Consider the following 16,493-nt stretch of genomic DNA (forward strand, 5'->3'; position numbering starts at 1 on the left):
AAAGTCACCTTCGGGGACCTGGCTCGAGCGGGGTCAGGAATGCGACCAGGCGGTGCGCATCCAGTTGACGCCGAGCACGATCATGGTCACCAGCGCCACGATCATGCCGACGCCGGGGCCGCCGCCGACCGCGTTGTTCGCGTGCGAGGACTGCTGCGACCACACCGCGAGCAGGCCGTCGACGAACGAGAACCACCCGCCGACCGCGCACACCCACGAGAGCCACCATCGCCGGGTGCCGAGCGCCAGCGCGGAGGCCAGCACGCCGAAACCGGTCGAGGTGGCGGCGAACAGCTGCGGGATCGGCCCGCCCTCGCCGAGGAGCACCTGCCAGCCGACGTGGTCGCCGACCCACGGCAGCACCTGGCCGACGAGCAGCACGAACACCGCGACCGCGATGACGAACCCGCGCCTGCCCAGCTCCACGGTCTTCGCCGCGCGCTGGCCGACCTCGTCGATCTCGGCCTGCAGTTCGGTCAGCTCCTTGTCGGTGCCCGCTTCGCTCACAGCGCACATCCTTCCGTGGCCGGTGCCGGTGCGGGCGGCGCGCCGAACGACGGCAGCCCGAGCGTGACCCCGCTGGTCTTCGGGCGCAGCCCCGCCTCGGCGTTGTCGCCGGCCTTGGTCCGCCGGTGCGAGAGCAGATCGCCGTCGGCGACGAGGTGGTGCGGGGCCCCGTAGGTCACCACGGTCTCCACGATGTCGCCAGGGCGCACCGCGCGGTCGATCGCGCCGCCGACCGGGGTGAAGTGCACGAGCCTGCCGTCGCGGGCGCGCCCGCTCATCCGGTGCGTCTCGGCGTCCTTGCGGCCTTCGCCGGTGGCCACCAGCAGCTCGACCTTCCTGCCGACGAGCTTCTTGTTCTCCTGCCAGGCCACGTCGTCCTGCAGCGCGACGAGCCGGTCGTACCGCTCCTGCACGACCTCCTTCGGCAACTGGCCCGGCATCTCGGCGGCGGGCGTGCCCGGCCGCTTCGAGTACTGGAACGTGAAGGCACTGGAGAACCTGGCCTCGCGCACGACGTCGAGCGTGGCCTGGAAGTCCTCTTCGGTCTCGCCGGGGAAGCCGACGATGATGTCGGTGGTGATCGCCGCGTCCGGCATGCCGTCGCGCACCTTGTCCAAAATGGACAGGAAGCGGGCCGAGCGGTACGAGCGGCGCATTTCCTTGAGCACCCGGTCCGAACCGGACTGCAGCGGCATGTGCAGCTGGTGGCACACGTTCGGGGTCTGCGCCATCGCGTCGATCACGTCGTCGGTGAACGCGGCCGGATGCGGCGAGGTGAACCGGACGCGCTCCAGGCCGTCGACGGAACCGCAGGCGCGCAGGAGCTTCCCGAACGCGAGGCGGTCGCCGAACTCGACGCCGTAGGAGTTGACGTTCTGGCCCAGCAGCGTCACTTCCAGCACGCCTTCGGCGACCAGCGCCTCGACCTCGGCGAGGATCTCGCCGGGACGGCGGTCGCGTTCCTTGCCCCGCAAGGAAGGCACGATGCAGAACGTGCAGGTGTTGTTGCAGCCCACCGAGATCGACACCCAGCCGGAGTACGCGGAGTCGCGGCGGGCGGGCAGCGTCGACGGGAAGGTCTCCAGCGATTCGAGGATCTCGACCTCGGCCTTCGCGTTGTGCCGGGCGCGGTCGAGCAGCGCGGGCAGCGAGCCGATGTTGTGCGTGCCGAACACGACGTCCACCCACGGCGCGCGCTTGACGATCTCCCCGCGGTCCTTCTGCGCGAGGCAGCCGCCGACGGCGATCTGCATGTCCGGGTTCGAGGTCTTCGCGGGCCGCAGCTGCCCGAGGTTGCCGTACAGCTTGTTGTCCGCGTTCTCCCGCACCGCGCACGTGTTGAACACGACGACGTCGGGCGCCGTGCCGTCGGCGGGCACGTAGCCCGCTTCCTCGAGCTGCCCGGCGAGCCGTTCGGAGTCGTGCACGTTCATCTGGCAGCCGAAGGTGCGGATTTGATAGGTTTTGCGAACATCTTGCGTGCTCACGCCAACACCGCCTCCGCTGATCTCTTGCATCCCTCCAGCCTAGACGCCGCCGTCACCGTTCCGACCTGGGGTTGATCGCGTTGCCCGCTCCGTCCTCGCCGTTCCGCTCGCGCAAGAAGGTCGGGGCCACTTCGGTGAGCCGCTCCACAACGGCCACCCGCGCGCCTCCCAGCCGGAGCTCGCAGGCCAGCATCAGTCCGACCGGGCCGCCTCCGGCCACCACTACGGCATAGTCCATGACACCCACTACCACCGAGGGCCGGGAAGACCAAAAATCGTTGCGGTGTCCAGGAACCAGCCCGCAAGGAGGCACGGAATCGGAATTTTGTTCCGATGCTCCGAGCACCGTTGTCGCGCTCGTTCCGCTCCGCCCCGTCGATCGCCGCGGAAGCCAACCGGTGGCTCTCCACCGCCGACGCCCCGATTCACCTGACCGGCGCCCCGCACGTCTCCAGCGCCCCGCAGCCGCTGCCCGGCACCCCGCCGCGATCCTGTTCCGCACCAACGGCGGCGCCATGGCCGAGAACCTCCGCCGCTCACCGACGGGCGCCGTGCCGCGCTCGCCGGACGCACCGGCCCGTTCGTCGACGTCGTCGTGGCGGCCCTGGACCAGCTCGGCGCGGAGTCCTCAGCCGAGGTCATCGTGTCCACCGCTCGCAGCGCCGAGAGGCGTGAATGGTCGAGCGTGCGCATCGCGGTAGCTCGGGCAATCGAAGACCTGCCGGCGTGCTATCGGAGGGGCCGGTCGTGTCCTGCCGCGACCCGGACGCCCACCGCAGTGGCCACCACGGCGCCGACCAGCGCGAGCGCGGCGAACAGTTCCGCGAGAGGGATGCGGTCTGGCATCAGGTCAGCGGTCAGCGAGCCGAGCAGGGCGATGCCGAACACCCCGCCCAGCTGACGGGCCGCGTTGAGCAGCCCGCACGATACCCCGACACTGTCACTCGGCACGTTCGCCAGCACCAGCGTGGTCATCGACGTCGTCACCAGGCCGGAACCGACCCCGAACACGCCGAGGGCAACCGCGAGCACCCAGTACGGTTGCCAGGCCGCGAACGTGAAACCGATCGAGCCCGCCACCGTGCACAGCAGGCCGGTCAGCAGTGGCTGGCGCGGCCCCCGCGAGGCGGTCCATGGCCGGGCCAGCCAGCTCGCCACCGGAGTGTGCACGAGGGTCAGCGGCAGGAACGCCAGTCCGGTCAGGAAGGCCGAGTAGCCGCGCTGGTCCTGCAAGTACACCGTGTAGACGAACAACGAGCCGTACATCGAGAAGTTGAACGCCGCTCCGGCGAGCAGCCCAGCGCGCAACGGCGGCGAGGTCCCGGCCGCGGCCGGGACCAGCGGTTCGCGCAGGCGGCGTTCCCGCAGCAGGAAAAGCGTCAGTCCGACCAACGCCACGGCGAACAGGCCGAGCACCAGCGGGTCTGTCCAGCCCGACCGGCCGGCGTCGATCAGCCCCGCGGTCAACGCGGTCAGCGCCAGCGCAGCGAGTACCTGACTCGTCCAGTTCAGCCGGACCGGCCGAGACGCCACGTGCGTGACGTACTTGGCTGCCAGCACGATCGCGGCGATACCGACCGGCACGTTGAGCCAGAAGATCGCCCGCCAGCCCACCAGTTGCACCAGGCCGCCGCCGATCAACGGTCCCGCCGCGAACGCGACGCCGGAGACCGCGGCCCAGGCGCTCAGCGCGGTGACCCGCCTGCGGCCATCGGGATACATGGTGTAGATGAGTGCGAGCGAAGTGGGTGCCAGCAGTGCGGCACCGAAACCCTGGACCACGCGCGCGACGATCAGCCATGGGACGGTCGGCGCGAGCGCGCAGCCGATGGAGCCGAGGGTGAAGATCACCAGACCGGTCTGGAAACCACGGCGAGCGCCCCACCGGTCACCGAGCAAGCCGGTGGACAACAACAACGCCGCGAATGTCAGGGTGTAGGCGTCCACGGTCCAGAGCAACTCGTTGCTGCTTGCCGCCAGCTCGGCCCGCAGCGTGGGAACGGCGACGTTGAGCACGTTCGCGTCGAGAATGACCAGTGCGAAACCAACACACACGCCGGCCAGCCCCCAGCTCGACCGATCCGGGACCTCGACCGATCCGGCGGCCGCTTCCTGGACTGTGCTGGCGGAATCGTTCACCCCGCTGATTGTGCCCCGAAATCATTTCCAGCTCAGTGGAAGTATCGGCTATCCTCGGGTGTGCCCGTCGACCAGCCCGATGTCGCCGCGATCGCCGCCCTGATCGGCGATCCGGCTCGTGCGCGCATCCTGCTCGCGCTGTCGGCGAACGATGCGCTGACCGCATCCGCGCTGACGGCCGAAGCGGGCCTTTCCGCCCAGGCGACCAGTTCGCACCTGCGGAAGCTACTGGCCGGCGGGCTGGTCGTGGTCGAGCAAGTCGGCCGCTGGCGCTATTACCGGGTCGCCGGACGGGACGTCGTGGCGGCACTGGAGGCGCTGGCCAGGATCGCCCCGGCGCGGCAGAGCCGGTCGTTGCGGCAGAGCAACCGCGACCGGGCGCTGCACTTCGCCCGGATCTGCTACGACCATCTCGCCGGACGGCTTGCCGTCCTCATCGTCGACGGGCTCATCGCGCGGCAGGCCGTCACCCCGCTGCCGACGCCCGCGGCCGACCTCGGCGACGCCGTGTGGACCAGCGGGCCCTCTGCCCGGTCGGTGTTCACCGAACTCGGGGTGGCACCCGATTTCCTCCATGGCGATCAGCCGAACGTGCCGCTGCGTCCGTGCCTGGACTGGAGCGTGCGCAAGCCGCACCTGGCCGGCGCGCTGGGCACCCAACTGCTGGCGGCCATGCTCGATCGCGGCTGGCTGGCCAGGAAATCGCGCGAGCGCACGGTCCGGCTGACCGCTACCGGTAGCACGGCACTGCACGGCGCACTCGGCATCGAGTTACCGGAGCGGATCGGCGGCTGAGTTCGCCGGGTGCCCGGTCAGCCCCGGGCGGGCAACACGGGCAATGCGGTCGCCGGCCTCACGGTGAGGTCCGCACCGTCGTCGCGACCGGTCAGCCAGCCCAGCAACGCTCCGGCGGTTCCTTCCACCGCCGGGCCAAGGCCGGCCCCGATACCGATCGTCAGGTGCAGCTCGAGGTCCTTGGCGTGCACGGCCCGTCGGCATGCCGCGCGAGATGGGCCAGCACATGCGCGCGGCTCCAGCCCGGCAGTGCGGATGGCGCCCGGACGTCGGCGTCACCGAGCCGGCGAACCGAGCGCGGTAGCCGTTCCGCCGCCCGGTGCACCTCGGACAGCAGAAGTTGCACCCTGTTGGTGCCGACTGAGTGGAACACGCGGCCGAAGGTAACCCGGAATCATTTCCAGATCATTTCCAGCTCGGTGGAAGCGTACGAGCACCATCACAGTGGGATACACGACGGAATACGCGACCTCACCAGTCTCCCCTCAGCGCTCTGCCAAATCGCCGACGCGGATCCGGATGACAGCGACCGCGCTCTCTGCGGCCGGGGGGGGTGCCGCGGCCCCGTCGTGGCCGAGTCCAACGGTGCCACCGCCGTTCTGGTCGTCCAGGCGGCCGTGCGCGGCCCGATGCGCACCGAACATGTGTCCACAGGAGCCACCGCCACTGCCGCCAACCCGAAAAGTCGATCATTTCAGCGCAGCACCCCCGCGTGCGGATCTGGTAGCCGCGGGTCACGGGTCTCCCTCGCGCGCGCTTCGTGGGGCTCCCGTCGGGGTGAGCCTCCCCGCTCGGCATCTGATCAGAGGCCGCGCACGGACCACCGGCCGGCCGTTTTCTGGCACCATTCCCCTGTGCGCAAGGTGGTGGCGGTCCTACTCGCGGTGCTGGTGCTCGGCGCGTCCGTCGCCGGGTGCTCGCCCGAGTTCCGCGGGCTGCACCTGCGGATCGCGGCGGGCAACACCGGTGGTGTGTACTACCAGCTCTCCCAGCGGCTCGCCGCGCAGTGGGGCGGCCAGCTCGGCATCGCGCGCCCGGAGGTGCTCGAAACCCGCGGCTCCCCCGACAACCTGGCCCGGTTGCGCGCGGGCACGGCCGACGTCGCGTTCACCGCGGCCGACGTCGCCGCGATCACCGCGCCGCCGAACGGCGATCTCAAGGCGCTCGCCCGGATCTACGACGACTACCTGCACGTGGTCGTGCGCGCCGATTCGCCGATCACCTCGCTGGCGATGCTGCGCGGGCACCGGGTGTCGATCGGGGCGCCGGATTCGGGGGTCGCGGTGATCGCGAAGCAACTGCTGCACACCGCGGGGTTGTCCGGTCCCGGCGCGCTGACCACCGCCGATCTGGGTCTCGACACCTCGCTCACCGCGTTGCAGCGCGGTGAGATCGACGCGTTCTTCTGGTCCGGCGGGCTCCCGACGAACGCGATCACGGCGGTCGCGCAGCGCACGCCGCTGCGCCTGGTCGACATCGGCTCGCTGATGCCGCAGATGCGGCGCGTCAATCCGGTCTACCGCACCGCGACGATCCCCGCGTCGACCTACCAGACCACCGGCGGGCCGGTGGTCACCCTGGCCGTGCCCAACTACCTCATGGTGCCCTCGTCGATGCCGGACGACCTCGCCGAGGCGCTCGTGCGGGGCCTGTTCGCGGCGCAGGGCGAACTCGCGAAGGCGAACAGGGCAGCGCTGTCGATCGACGTCCGGTCCGCGATCGAGACGTCCCCGCTGGCGCTGCACCCCGGCGCACTGCGGTACTACCGGGGCCAGAAGACGTGACGGCTCAATCCATCCAGTGGAACCACGCGTCGAAGACCGTGTAGGGCGGCCGGTCGGTCAGCACGGTTTCGACCGCCTGCCTGATCGGCCGCCCGAGCACCTTCGGGGTGAGCAGCCTGATGCCGTGTTCGGCGAGCACGGCGGCGACGTCGGCGCACTCCGCCTCCCAGCCGGGCAGGTCCGGATACACCACGGACTCCAGCGACGGCAGGCTCGACGACCCGCTCAACCCGTCCTGGCTCCTCGTGTACAGCTCCGGCGCGCACAGCACGGCGAACGGCGCGAGGCGGCTCAAGCAGACCGTCAGGCCGTCCACCCATCGGTGCCGCTCGTCCTCGCCGCGGCGTGATCCGTCACGGCTGGTCACGAAGACGTCGGCGAACGAGGCGTAACCCGATCCGTAGTGGTCGAAGTCGGCGCTGTCCACGACGATCGACGGCGCGCGGCCGAGCGCGGCGGCCACGCGGCGCAGGTAGCCCTCCACCAGCCGTGCGTCCGACCAGGACTCGTCGGGTTCGTTCACGGCGGCGCGGCGCACGGCGTCGGGATCTTGCGGGTTCACGCCCGGTCATTCCCTTCCGCGACCGCGAGCGTTACGACCACTTCGAGGCCGCCCCCGTCCGGCAGCGCGAGCCGGAGGTCGCCGCCGCCGTTGCGGGCGATCTCGGTGACGATCGCCAGCCCGAGGCCCGAGCCGGGCACGTTCTGGTGCGCGGTGCTGCGCCAGAACCGGTCGGTCGCGCGCTCCAGCTCGTCCGGCCGCAGCCCCGGCCCGTGATCGCGCACCGCGAGTTCCACCAGCTCGCCCTTCCGCCGCACGGACACCACGACCTCGGTTTCCCGCGCGGAGAACTTGATCGCGTTGTCGAGCAGCGCGTCGAGCACCACCTCGACGCCGCGCGGCGGGACCAGCACCCTGACTCCGGTCTCCGCGTCGTGGAGCACGAGTCCGACACCCCGCGCCGCGGCGACGACCTGCCAGTCCTCGACGCGTTCGCGAACCGCGATATCGATCTCCACCGCAACCAGTTCGCCCGCCGAGGATTCCGCGCGCGCCATGGAAAGCAGGCCGTCGAGGATCTGGTTGAGCCGTTCGGCGTCGCCAGCCGCGGCGCGCCGGTGCTCGTCCGCGTTCTCGTCCACGTGACCGTCCAAATTGGCCAGTCGGAGGGTCAGCGCGGTCAACGGGTTCCGCAGCTGGTGCGAGGCGTCGGCGACGAAAGCGCGCTGCGCGGCCAGCGCCGTGCCGACGCTGGCGGCCATCCGGTCGAACGACCGCCCCAGCTGGCGCAGCTCCGGCGGGCCGTGCTCGTCGCCGACCCGCGCCACCTCGCGGCCGCTCACCACGGCCGACACGAGTTCGCCGGTGGCGTCGTCGAGCCGGTGGACCGGGCGCAGGATCCAGCGCACCACGGGCAGCGCGCCGAGCAGTGCCAGCCCGAACGCGAGGAGGCCGCCCGCCGCGATCACCAGCCACCACCGCAGCACTTCCGAGCGCGCGGCCGCGGTCGGCGACACGCTCAGCACCGCACCGCGCACCTCGCCATCGATCAGGATGGGTTCGGCGAGCACGAGCGGGCTGTCGTCCCACGGCACCAGCACGGAGCCGGGTTCCGAGCGCCGTCCCGCGAGCGCGGCCTGCAGCAGCGGCAGGACCGCCGGGTCGTGCTCGTCCACGTCGCCACCGCTGACGAACGGCTTGCCCTCCTGGTCGAGCACCTCGACCGGGACGCCGTAGACCTCGCTGTAGCGGCGCAGCTCCGATTCGAGCAGTTCCGGGCGGTCGTCCAGCAGCGGGCGCTGGGCGAGCGAAGCGAACCGGCTCGTATCGGTCAGCCGGTCGAGGAAGAGCCGCTGCTGGCTGCTCGCGGCCACGCTCAGCGCGAGCGGCACGCCGAGCCCGAACACCAGCAGCGCCACCAGCGACAGCACGATGGCCTGCAGCCGGACGCGCACCCGCTACGCCTCGCCCTGATCGGCGGCGAGCCGGTAGCCGACCCCGCGCACCGTCTCCACCAGCGTGGGACGGCCGAGCTTGGTCCGCAGCGTCGCCACGTGGACGTCGAGCGAGCGGCTCTCCGCGGCGCCGCTGTGCCCCCACACCTCGGTGAGGATCTGCTCGCGGGTGCGCACCGCGCCCTTGGCCGCCGCCACCAGCGCGAGCACGCCGAACTCCTTGCGGGACAGCGCGACCGGCTCGCCACCGACGGTCACCTCGTGCCGGTCCAGGTCGACGCGCACGTCGGACAGCTCGACCACGCCCGCGCGCTCCGGCGGCTTCGGCTGGTGCTCGCCCTGGCGCCGCCGCACCGCCTGCACCCTCGCCACCAGCTCGTCCACGTCGTAGGGCTTGACCATGTAGTCGTCGGCGCCCGCGCGCAGGCCGAGGATCCGGTCGTCGACCTCGCCGCGCGCCGAGACCACGATGATCGCGACGTCGCTGTGCTCGCGGATCTGGCGGCACAGCCAGAAGCCGTCGACGTCCGGCAGCCCGAGGTCGAGCAGCACCACGTCCACCTCTTCCACCCGATCGAGTACACCTGCGCCGCAGGCCAGCCTGCTGACGGCCAGCCCCCTGCGCGTGAGCGCGGGCAGCAGGGCGTCCGCTACGCGGTCGTCGTCCTCGACGAGAAGTACGCGCACCCGTGTCCCCTCCGTGTCCGATGCATGGCCTGGTAGGACGTGTGACAGAGTTGAGACCCTAAGTATTGCTCAAGCGGGCTTTACAAAGTGTTCGGCGGGAGTAGGTTTCCGCCATCACATTGCTCGCTCCCTCGCACAACTTCGTCATGCATACGCTCGTGGAGGCCAGATGACCGCCGCGCCTACGGCGCCGCCGATGATCAGGGCGACCGCCGTGAACAAGTTCTTCGGCGACCTGCACGTCCTGAAGGAGATCAACCTCGAGGTGCCCCGCGGCCAGGTGGTCGTGGTGCTGGGCCCGTCGGGATCCGGGAAGTCCACGCTCTGCCGGGCGATCAACCGGCTCGAGCCGATCAACTCCGGTGAGATCGCGGTGGACGGCGAGCCGCTGCCCGCCGAGGGCAAGGCGCTCGCCGCGCTGCGCGCCGACGTCGGCATGGTCTTCCAGTCGTTCAACCTGTTCGCGCACAAGACCATCGTGGACAACGTGATGCTCGCGCCGGTCAAGGTCCGCAAGACCAAGCAGGACGAGGCGCGCAAGACCGCGATGGAACTGCTCGACCGGGTCGGCATCTCCAACCAGGCCGACAAGTACCCCGCCCAGCTCTCCGGCGGGCAGCAGCAGCGCGTGGCGATCGCCCGCGCGCTCGCGATGCGCCCCAAGGTGATGCTGTTCGACGAGCCGACCTCGGCGCTGGACCCCGAAATGGTCCAGGAGGTGCTCGACGTGATGACCGGGCTGGCGAAGGACGGCATGACCATGCTCGTGGTGACCCACGAGATGGGCTTCGCCCGCCGCGCCGCGCACCGCGTCGTGTTCATGTCCGACGGCGAGATCGTCGAGGACGCCACGCCGGACGACTTCTTCACCAAGCCGAAGTCCGACCGCGCGAAGGACTTCCTGGGCAAGATCCTGACCCACTAAGACGTCCGTGGCGCTCGAGGGGGTGCCGCACCGACGAAGAAACAGGAGAGTTCACATGAGGATCCGCACCCTCGCGGTGGGACTGATGGCCGGCGCGCTCGCGCTGACCGCTTGCGGCAAGGAGGGCAGCCCCACCGATTCGGGCGCCCAGGCACCGCAGCAGACGGCCGTGCAGGGCGTCGACGTCCCCGGCTCGCCGACCTTCGCCAAGATCAAGGCCGAGGGCAAGGTCACCATCGGCGTCAAGGAAGACCAGCCCGGCCTCGGCTACAAGGACCCGACGACGAACAAGTACACCGGGTTCGACATCGAGATCGCGAAGCTGGTCGCCGCGAAGCTGGGCTTCGGCGAGGACAAGATCACCTACAAGGCCGTCCCTTCCGCCGGGCGCGAGCAGGCGATCGCCAACGGTGACGTGGCCTACTACGTCGGCACCTACACGATCAACGACAACCGCAAGAAGCAGGTCGGCTTCGCGGGGCCGTACTACACGGCGGGCCAGGGCCTGCTGGTGAAGAAGGACAACACCGACATCACCAGCAAGGACACGCTCAAGGGCAAGAAGGTCTGCTCGGTGACCGGGTCGACCCCGATCCAGCGCGTGCGCGAGCAGGGCCTCACCGAGCCCGGCAACATCGTGGAGCTGCAGAACTACTCGCAGTGCATCGGCCAGCTCGACCAGGGCCAGGTGCAGGCGCTGACCACCGACGACGCGATCCTCAAGGGCTACGCGGCACAGGAGCCCGACAAGTTCAAGCTCGTCGGCGAGCCGTTCTCGAAGGAGCCGTACGGCATCGGCATCGCGAAGGACGACAAGGCGCTGCGCGACAAGGTGAACGACATCCTCCAGGCGGCCATCGACGACGGCACCTGGCAGAAGATCTACGACAACACCCTCGGCAAGTCCGGATCGCCCGCGACCGCGCCGAAGATCGAGCGGTACTGATCCAGCGTTCGGGCGGCGGGGCGGCAACGGCTGCTCCGCCGCCCGAACTGTTCCACCACCACGCCACTCCTGACCGGCTGATTCCAGACAGGCACCGAGGACACGATGGACGTCTTATTCGACAACCTTGACCTGTACGGTCCGGGTTTTCTCACCACGGTCGAGCTGTTCGCGCTCGCCGCGGTGGGATCGCTGATCTGGGGCACGATTCTCGCGATGCTCCGGGTGAGCCCGGTACCCGTGTTCCGCGCTGCGGCGACCACCTACGTGACGCTGTTCCGCAACACACCGCTGACCCTGATCTTCTTCTTCTTCGCGCTCGCCTTCCCGTTGCTGAAGATCGTGCAGATCTCGTTCTTCACCGCAGCGGTGACCGCCCTGATTCTCTACACCTCGGCGTTCGTCTGCGAGGTACTGCGGTCGGGTATCAACACCGTCCCGGTCGGGCAGGCGGAGGCGGGCCGCGCGCTGGGGCTGACCTTCGGCCAGATCCTGGGTTCGGTCGTGCTGCCGCAGGCGGGCCGCACGGTGGTGCCGCCGATGGTGAGCACCATGATCGCGCTGCTGAAGAACACCACGGTCGCGGCGGGCTTCTCCGTCGTCGAAGCGGGTGCCATCCAGTCGTACCTGTCCGAGCGCGGTTACAACGTGTTCGTCGGGATGCTGTGGGTCGCCCTGTTCTTCATCATCCTGGTGATCCCGATGACGTTGCTGCAGCGCAGCCTCGAGAAGCGCTGGAGCGTGGCCCGATGAGTTCAGTCCTGTTCGACGTCCCCGGGCCGAAGGCCCGCGCGCGCAACCGCGGCCTCGCCGTGGTCGGGGTGCTGGCGATCGCCGCGCTCATCGGGTTCATCATCTACCGCTTCGCCGTCGCCGGTCAGTTCGACGGCAAGATGTGGACCTGGATCGAATACACCACCGTCCAGGAAGACCTGCTCAGCGCGCTGCTGAACACGTTGAAGGCTTTCGCGGCCGGCGCCGTGCTCGCCATTCTGTTCGGCGCGGTCTTTGCCGTGGGCAGGCTGTCCGATCGCGCGATCTTCCGGGTGCCTTCGACGATCATCGTCGAGTTCTTCCGCGCGATCCCACTGGTCGTGATGATCTTCGCGTTCCACTACGGGCTCGCACTCGGCGCACCGTTCTACTCGGTGGTGCTGGGCTTGACGCTGTACAACGGCTCGGTGCTCGCGGAGATCTTCCGCGCAGGCATCCTTTCGCTGCCCCGTGGGCAGGGCGAGGCCGCCTACGCGCTGGGTATGCGCAAGACCCAGGCGATGAACCTGGTGCTGCTGCCGCAGGCGCTGCGCGCGATGCTGCCGACGATCATCAGCCAGCTCGTCGTGCTGCTGAAGGACACCGCGCTCGGCTTCATCATCACCTACGAGGAACTGCTGCGCTACGCCCGGTACCTCGGCGGCATCGCCGAGTTCGGGCGGCCGCTGGTGCCGGTCACGCTGGTGGTCGGCGCGATCTACATCACGATGTGCCTGCTGCTGACCGCGCTCGCGAAGTACCTGGAGAAGCGCAACCGGCGCAACAAGAAGGTGACACCGGGCGTGGCCGCCAAGGGCGAGGAAATCCAGCTCACCGCGGAAGCGGCAGGTGGCGGCGCGGCCGCCACGCTCTGACAGTCCCGTTAGGACAGTCGCCGAGGGGCGCGGGCTTTCCGGCCCGCGCCCCTCAGCCGTCTTCCGGGTCCTTCGCCGCCGAGGCCGCCCGCGGATCGGGAAGAGGGCGCCGCGGTTCGCGGTCGCCCGCGCTGCCACCGCCCTCCTCGTGGAAGCGGACCACGACGCTGTCCCACCGCTTCACGCGCGTACCCGGGGCTGGATCCTGTTCGTCGATCACCCACACCCCCGGCCAGGTCAGCGCACCGAGCGGCGGCCCGTCCGGATCGGGCTGCGCGAGCGCGACACCGGCTTCGGTGGCCACCTGCCGCGCCACAGTCACCGTCAGGCCCACGACGTCGGGCACGATGACCATCTTCGCTCTCCCCCTGGACATCATCCGAGTGTGGCACCGATCCGGTCGCCACCGCTAGGCTTCGCCCGCCATCCGCTCCTTCGCCTCCGCCAAGTCTTCCTCGGTCGGCGCGTCGTCCTGCGACAGTGACCGCCGCCAATGCCCGGTGAACTCGATGTCCCGTTTGGACACCCCGCGTTCATTCACCAGGTGCCGCCGCAACGCGCGCACCACACCGGCTTCCGCCGCGAGCCAGGCGAAGACCTCGCCGTCCGGGAATTCCGCATCCCGCACGGCTTCCACAAGTGTCTCTCCGTTCCCTCGATGCAGCCACCGAACGGTCACCTCGCCGCGAGACCGCAGGCGCTGTTCCTCACCGGCATCGGCCACCTCGACGAAAGCGAGCGCACGATGTCCCGCGGGCAGCGCTTCGAGGATGGATCCGATGGCGGGCAACGCGGTTTCGTCGCCTGCCAGCAGGAGCCAGTCCTTCCCGGTGACCGCATCCATCAGCGGTACCGGCCTGGCGAACGTCGACGACGGGCCGAACATCGCGATCGTGTCGCCGGGACGCGCGGTGCGGGCCCAGCGCGTCGCCGGTCCGATGTGGACGGTGTCGCCGTGCAGCACGAAATCGATGTCGACCATGCGGCGCGCCCGGTCGTGGCGACGGATCGTATAGCTGCGCATGACCGGCCGCTCGTCCTCCGGAATCGCCGTGAACGCGGTGTACCAGCGGGCGAAGTCGCCGTCGGGCTCGGGCATCCGGGGCGCGGACTGCCCTTCCCGCGGGAAGTACAGCTTGACCTGCTGGTCGGGTTCGAGCCGGTCGATCCCCGCCAAGTCGTCACCGCCGAGCGTCACGCGCACCATGCGCGGCGTGACGAAGGCGGTCTCGACGACGTCGACGAACCAGATCGGCACCGCGTCCATCACTTCTCCCCGAGGTAGGCGCGCAGGTGCCGGGCGGTCAGGGTGTCCGCGGTGCCGACGAGATCGGCCGGGGTGCCGGTGAACACGACGCGCCCGCCGTCGTGCCCCGCCCCTGGCCCGAGGTCGACGATCCAGTCCGCGTGCGCCATCACGGCCTGGTGGTGCTCGATCACGATCACCGTGTTGCCGTCGTCGACGAGCCGGTCCAGCAGCGCCAGCAACTGGTCCACGTCGGCCAGGTGCAGACCCGTGGTCGGCTCGTCGAGCACGTAGGTCCCCGCCCCCTCCGCCATGTGGATCGCGAGCTTGAGCCGCTGGCGCTCGCCGCCGGAAAGCGTGGTGAGCGGCTGCCCGAGCCCGAGGTATCCGAGCCCGACGTCGGACAACCGGTCCAGGATCGCCCGCGCCTGCCCCGCGGTGAAGAACTCGCGCGCCTCGGTCACCGGCATCGCGAGTACTTCGCTGATGTTCTTGCCGCGCAAGCGATACGTGAGCACCTCCGCGGTGAACCGCTTGCCCTCGCACTGTTCGCACACCGACGCGACGCCGGCCATCATCGCCAGATCGGTGTAGACCAGCCCGATGCCCTTGCAGTTCGGGCACGCGCCTTCCGAGTTCGCGCTGAACAGGGCGGCCTTCACGCCGTTGGCCCTGGCGAACTCCGTCCTGATCGAGTCGAGCAGGCCGGTGTAGGTGGCCGGGTTGCTGCGGCGAGAGCCCCTGATCGGCGACTGGTCGACCACCAGCACGCCGCTTTCGCGAGGCAGCGAACCGTGGATCAGCGAGCTCTTGCCGGATCCGGCGACCCCCGTGACCACGGTCAGCACACCGAGCGGGAGGTCCACGTCGACCTCGCGCAGGTTGTGCGTGTTCGCGCCCACAATGGACAGTCGCCCCTTCGGCGTGCGCACCACGTCCCGCAGCTTCGCCCGGTGGCCGAGGTGCCGTCCGGTGAGCGTGCCGGATTCGCGCAGCCCGGCCACGTCCCCGGCGTAGCACACCGTCCCGCCGTGCGGACCGGCGCCGGGGCCGAGGTCGACGACGTGGTCGGCGATCTCGATCACCTCGGGCTTGTGCTCGACCACGAGCACGGTGTTCCCCTTGTCCCGCAGGCGGAGCAGCAGATCGTTCATCCGCGAGATGTCGTGTGGGTGCAGTCCGACGGTCGGCTCGTCGAAGACGTAGGTGACGTCGGTGAGGCTCGATCCGAGGTGCCGCACCATCTTCACCCGCTGCGCCTCGCCGCCGGACAGCGTGCCGGACTCCCGGTCGAGGCTCAGGTAGCCCAGCCCGATCTCGACGAGCGAGTCCAGGGTTTCGCGCAACGTCGTCATGAGCGGGCCGACCGCGGGGTCGTCGATCCCGCGCACGAACTCCGCGAGATCGTTGATCTGCATCGCCGCGCAGTCCGCGATCGAGTATCCCTTGATCTTCGACGCCAGCGCCGCCGCGTTGAGCCGCGCACCGCCGCACGACGAACACTCGGTGGACTTCACCGCCCTGTCCATGAACGCACGGGCCTGGCGCTGCATCGACTCCTTGTCCTTGCTCAGGAACAGCCGTTGCACCTTCACCCGCAGCCCCTCGTAGGTCACGTTGGCCGCGCCGATCTTGACCTTGACCGAGGTCTTGTCCAGGAAGTCGTCCCACTCCCGGTCGCTGTAGTCCTTCAGCTTCTTGTCCGGATCGAGGAATCCACAATGGACATAGCACTGCACGTACCACGATTCCGTGGTGAACCCGGGAACGGTGATCGCGCCCTCGTTGAGCGAGCGCTCGCGGTCGACGAGTTGGTCGACGTCGATCGTGGACACCCTGCCGAGGCCTTCGCAGGCGGGGCACATGCCGTCGGGCTGGTTGAAGCTGAACGCGGTCGAGGCGCCGGCGTGCGGTTCGCCGAGGCGGCTGAACACGATCCGGAGCATGGTGTGCGCGTCGGTCGCGGTGCCCACCGTTGACCGCGAGTTGGCGCCCATCCGCTCCTGGTCGACCAGGATCGCCGCGCTCAGGTTCCGCAGCGAGTCCACGTCGGGGCGGCCGAGGCTCGGCATGAACGACTGGATGAACGCGGTGTAGGTCTCGTTGATCAGCCGCTGCGATTCGGCCGCGATGGTGCCGAACACGAGCGAGGACTTCCCCGAGCCGGACACCCCGGTGAACACCGTCAGGTGGCGCTTCGGGATGTCGAGCGACACGTCGGCGAGGTTGTTCTCGCGCGCGCCCCTGACCTGGATCACGTCGTGGCTGTCGGCCGGTCGCGATGCCGGGTTCACTGCGCCCACCAAGTATCCCCCTTAGTATCTTTATGCCATAAGGTGATGAAGAGAAGCGTCTTCCCGAGACGCCGGACCAGGTTAGTTTATGCTGTAAGG

At 69.6% G+C, this 16,493-nt stretch carries 18 protein-coding genes; 6 read left to right on the forward strand and 12 right to left on the reverse strand.

Annotation, left to right across the window (positions count from 1 at the left end; all coding sequences use genetic code 11):
* Nucleotides 1–33 precede the first annotated feature (33 nt).
* The 4 genes from HUW46_RS04960 to HUW46_RS04975 all read right to left on the reverse strand — a co-directional run bounded on the left by HUW46_RS04960 (nucleotide 34) and on the right by HUW46_RS04975 (nucleotide 4,133).
* Complete coding sequence (locus HUW46_RS04960; protein WP_254125807.1) at nucleotides 34–507, reverse strand: Rv2732c family membrane protein; 474 nt, start codon at nucleotides 505–507, stop codon at nucleotides 34–36.
* Nucleotides 504–2,024 (reverse strand): tRNA (N6-isopentenyl adenosine(37)-C2)-methylthiotransferase MiaB, encoded by a 1,521-nt coding sequence (gene miaB, locus HUW46_RS04965; RefSeq protein WP_215546147.1) that lies wholly within the window; start codon nucleotides 2,022–2,024, stop codon nucleotides 504–506. Before miaB ends, HUW46_RS04960 begins: the two co-directional genes overlap by 4 nt.
* A 22-nt stretch (nucleotides 2,025–2,046) precedes the next feature.
* The gene (locus HUW46_RS04970) at nucleotides 2,047–2,232 is read right to left on the reverse strand and encodes an FAD-dependent monooxygenase (RefSeq protein ID WP_215546148.1); all 186 of its coding nucleotides are present in this window, start codon (nucleotides 2,230–2,232) and stop codon (nucleotides 2,047–2,049) included.
* 491 nt (nucleotides 2,233–2,723) lie between these two features.
* On the reverse strand, nucleotides 2,724–4,133 hold the full coding sequence (locus tag HUW46_RS04975) for an MFS transporter (protein WP_215546149.1): 1,410 nt from the start codon (nucleotides 4,131–4,133) through the stop codon (nucleotides 2,724–2,726).
* A 60-nt stretch (nucleotides 4,134–4,193) separates the two neighbouring features.
* On the opposite strand from HUW46_RS04975, the gene HUW46_RS04980 reads away from it, so the two are divergent.
* The gene (locus HUW46_RS04980) at nucleotides 4,194–4,928 is read left to right on the forward strand and encodes an ArsR/SmtB family transcription factor (RefSeq protein WP_215546150.1); all 735 of its coding nucleotides are present in this window, start codon (nucleotides 4,194–4,196) and stop codon (nucleotides 4,926–4,928) included.
* 17 nt (nucleotides 4,929–4,945) lie between these two features.
* On the opposite strand, the gene HUW46_RS04985 is transcribed toward HUW46_RS04980, so the two are convergent.
* On the reverse strand, nucleotides 4,946–5,119 hold the full coding sequence (locus tag HUW46_RS04985) for a hypothetical protein (RefSeq protein ID WP_215550540.1): 174 nt from the start codon (nucleotides 5,117–5,119) through the stop codon (nucleotides 4,946–4,948).
* On the reverse strand, nucleotides 5,089–5,301 hold the full coding sequence (locus tag HUW46_RS04990) for a maleylpyruvate isomerase N-terminal domain-containing protein (RefSeq protein WP_331477223.1): 213 nt from the start codon (nucleotides 5,299–5,301) through the stop codon (nucleotides 5,089–5,091). The genes HUW46_RS04985 and HUW46_RS04990 overlap by 31 nt, the downstream gene beginning before the upstream one ends.
* A gap of 481 nt (nucleotides 5,302–5,782) precedes the next feature.
* On the opposite strand from HUW46_RS04990, the gene HUW46_RS04995 reads away from it, so the two are divergent.
* On the forward strand, nucleotides 5,783–6,712 hold the full coding sequence (locus tag HUW46_RS04995) for a TAXI family TRAP transporter solute-binding subunit (RefSeq protein ID WP_254125809.1): 930 nt from the start codon (nucleotides 5,783–5,785) through the stop codon (nucleotides 6,710–6,712).
* Nucleotides 6,713–6,716: 4 nt separating this feature from the next.
* On the opposite strand, the gene HUW46_RS05000 is transcribed toward HUW46_RS04995, so the two are convergent.
* From HUW46_RS05000 to HUW46_RS05010, 3 genes are read right to left on the reverse strand one after another with little or no spacing between them, the layout of a single operon-like run.
* A complete protein-coding gene (locus HUW46_RS05000) occupies nucleotides 6,717–7,274 on the reverse strand; it encodes a hypothetical protein (RefSeq protein WP_215546151.1) in 558 nt (185 codons plus the stop codon).
* Nucleotides 7,271–8,668, reverse strand: a complete 1,398-nt coding sequence (locus HUW46_RS05005) for a sensor histidine kinase (protein WP_215546152.1) — start codon at nucleotides 8,666–8,668, stop codon at nucleotides 7,271–7,273. The genes HUW46_RS05000 and HUW46_RS05005 overlap by 4 nt, the downstream gene beginning before the upstream one ends.
* Nucleotides 8,669–8,671: 3 nt before the next feature.
* A complete protein-coding gene (locus tag HUW46_RS05010) occupies nucleotides 8,672–9,355 on the reverse strand; it encodes a response regulator transcription factor (RefSeq protein WP_215546153.1) in 684 nt (227 codons plus the stop codon).
* 196 nt (nucleotides 9,356–9,551) lie between these two features.
* Here HUW46_RS05010 and HUW46_RS05015 point away from each other — a divergent pair, with 196 nt between their 5' ends.
* The 4 genes from HUW46_RS05015 to HUW46_RS05030 all read left to right on the forward strand — a co-directional run bounded on the left by HUW46_RS05015 (nucleotide 9,552) and on the right by HUW46_RS05030 (nucleotide 12,854).
* Nucleotides 9,552–10,280 carry an amino acid ABC transporter ATP-binding protein gene (locus tag HUW46_RS05015; RefSeq protein ID WP_215549677.1) on the forward strand — a complete coding sequence of 243 codons (729 nt, stop codon included), beginning with the start codon at nucleotides 9,552–9,554 and terminating at the stop codon, nucleotides 10,278–10,280.
* 55 nt (nucleotides 10,281–10,335) lie between these two features.
* Entirely contained in the window at nucleotides 10,336–11,226 is an 891-nt protein-coding gene (locus HUW46_RS05020; protein ID WP_215546154.1) for a glutamate ABC transporter substrate-binding protein, read from the forward strand.
* A gap of 105 nt (nucleotides 11,227–11,331) precedes the next feature.
* Nucleotides 11,332–11,979, forward strand: a complete 648-nt coding sequence (locus HUW46_RS05025) for an amino acid ABC transporter permease (protein ID WP_215546155.1) — start codon at nucleotides 11,332–11,334, stop codon at nucleotides 11,977–11,979.
* Complete coding sequence (locus HUW46_RS05030; RefSeq protein WP_215546156.1) at nucleotides 11,976–12,854, forward strand: amino acid ABC transporter permease; 879 nt, start codon at nucleotides 11,976–11,978, stop codon at nucleotides 12,852–12,854. The genes HUW46_RS05025 and HUW46_RS05030 overlap by 4 nt, the downstream gene beginning before the upstream one ends.
* 52 nt (nucleotides 12,855–12,906) lie before the next feature.
* Here HUW46_RS05030 and HUW46_RS05035 read toward each other — a convergent pair whose 3' ends face one another.
* Genes HUW46_RS05035 through HUW46_RS05045 form a run of 3 tightly spaced genes read right to left on the reverse strand, consistent with a single transcriptional unit; the run spans nucleotide 12,907 to nucleotide 16,394 of the window.
* Nucleotides 12,907–13,230, reverse strand: coding sequence for a PASTA domain-containing protein (locus HUW46_RS05035; protein ID WP_215546157.1), 324 nt, complete (start codon nucleotides 13,228–13,230; stop codon nucleotides 12,907–12,909).
* A 33-nt stretch (nucleotides 13,231–13,263) separates the two neighbouring features.
* A complete protein-coding gene (locus tag HUW46_RS05040; RefSeq protein ID WP_215546158.1) occupies nucleotides 13,264–14,121 on the reverse strand; it encodes a siderophore-interacting protein in 858 nt (285 codons plus the stop codon).
* Nucleotides 14,121–16,394, reverse strand: coding sequence for an ATP-binding cassette domain-containing protein (locus HUW46_RS05045; protein ID WP_215546159.1), 2,274 nt, complete (start codon nucleotides 16,392–16,394; stop codon nucleotides 14,121–14,123). Before HUW46_RS05045 ends, HUW46_RS05040 begins: the two co-directional genes overlap by 1 nt.
* Nucleotides 16,395–16,493: the final 99 nt, after the last annotated feature.

Source organism: Amycolatopsis sp. CA-230715 (genome assembly GCF_018736145.1).
Classification (GTDB): domain Bacteria; phylum Actinomycetota; class Actinomycetes; order Mycobacteriales; family Pseudonocardiaceae; genus Amycolatopsis.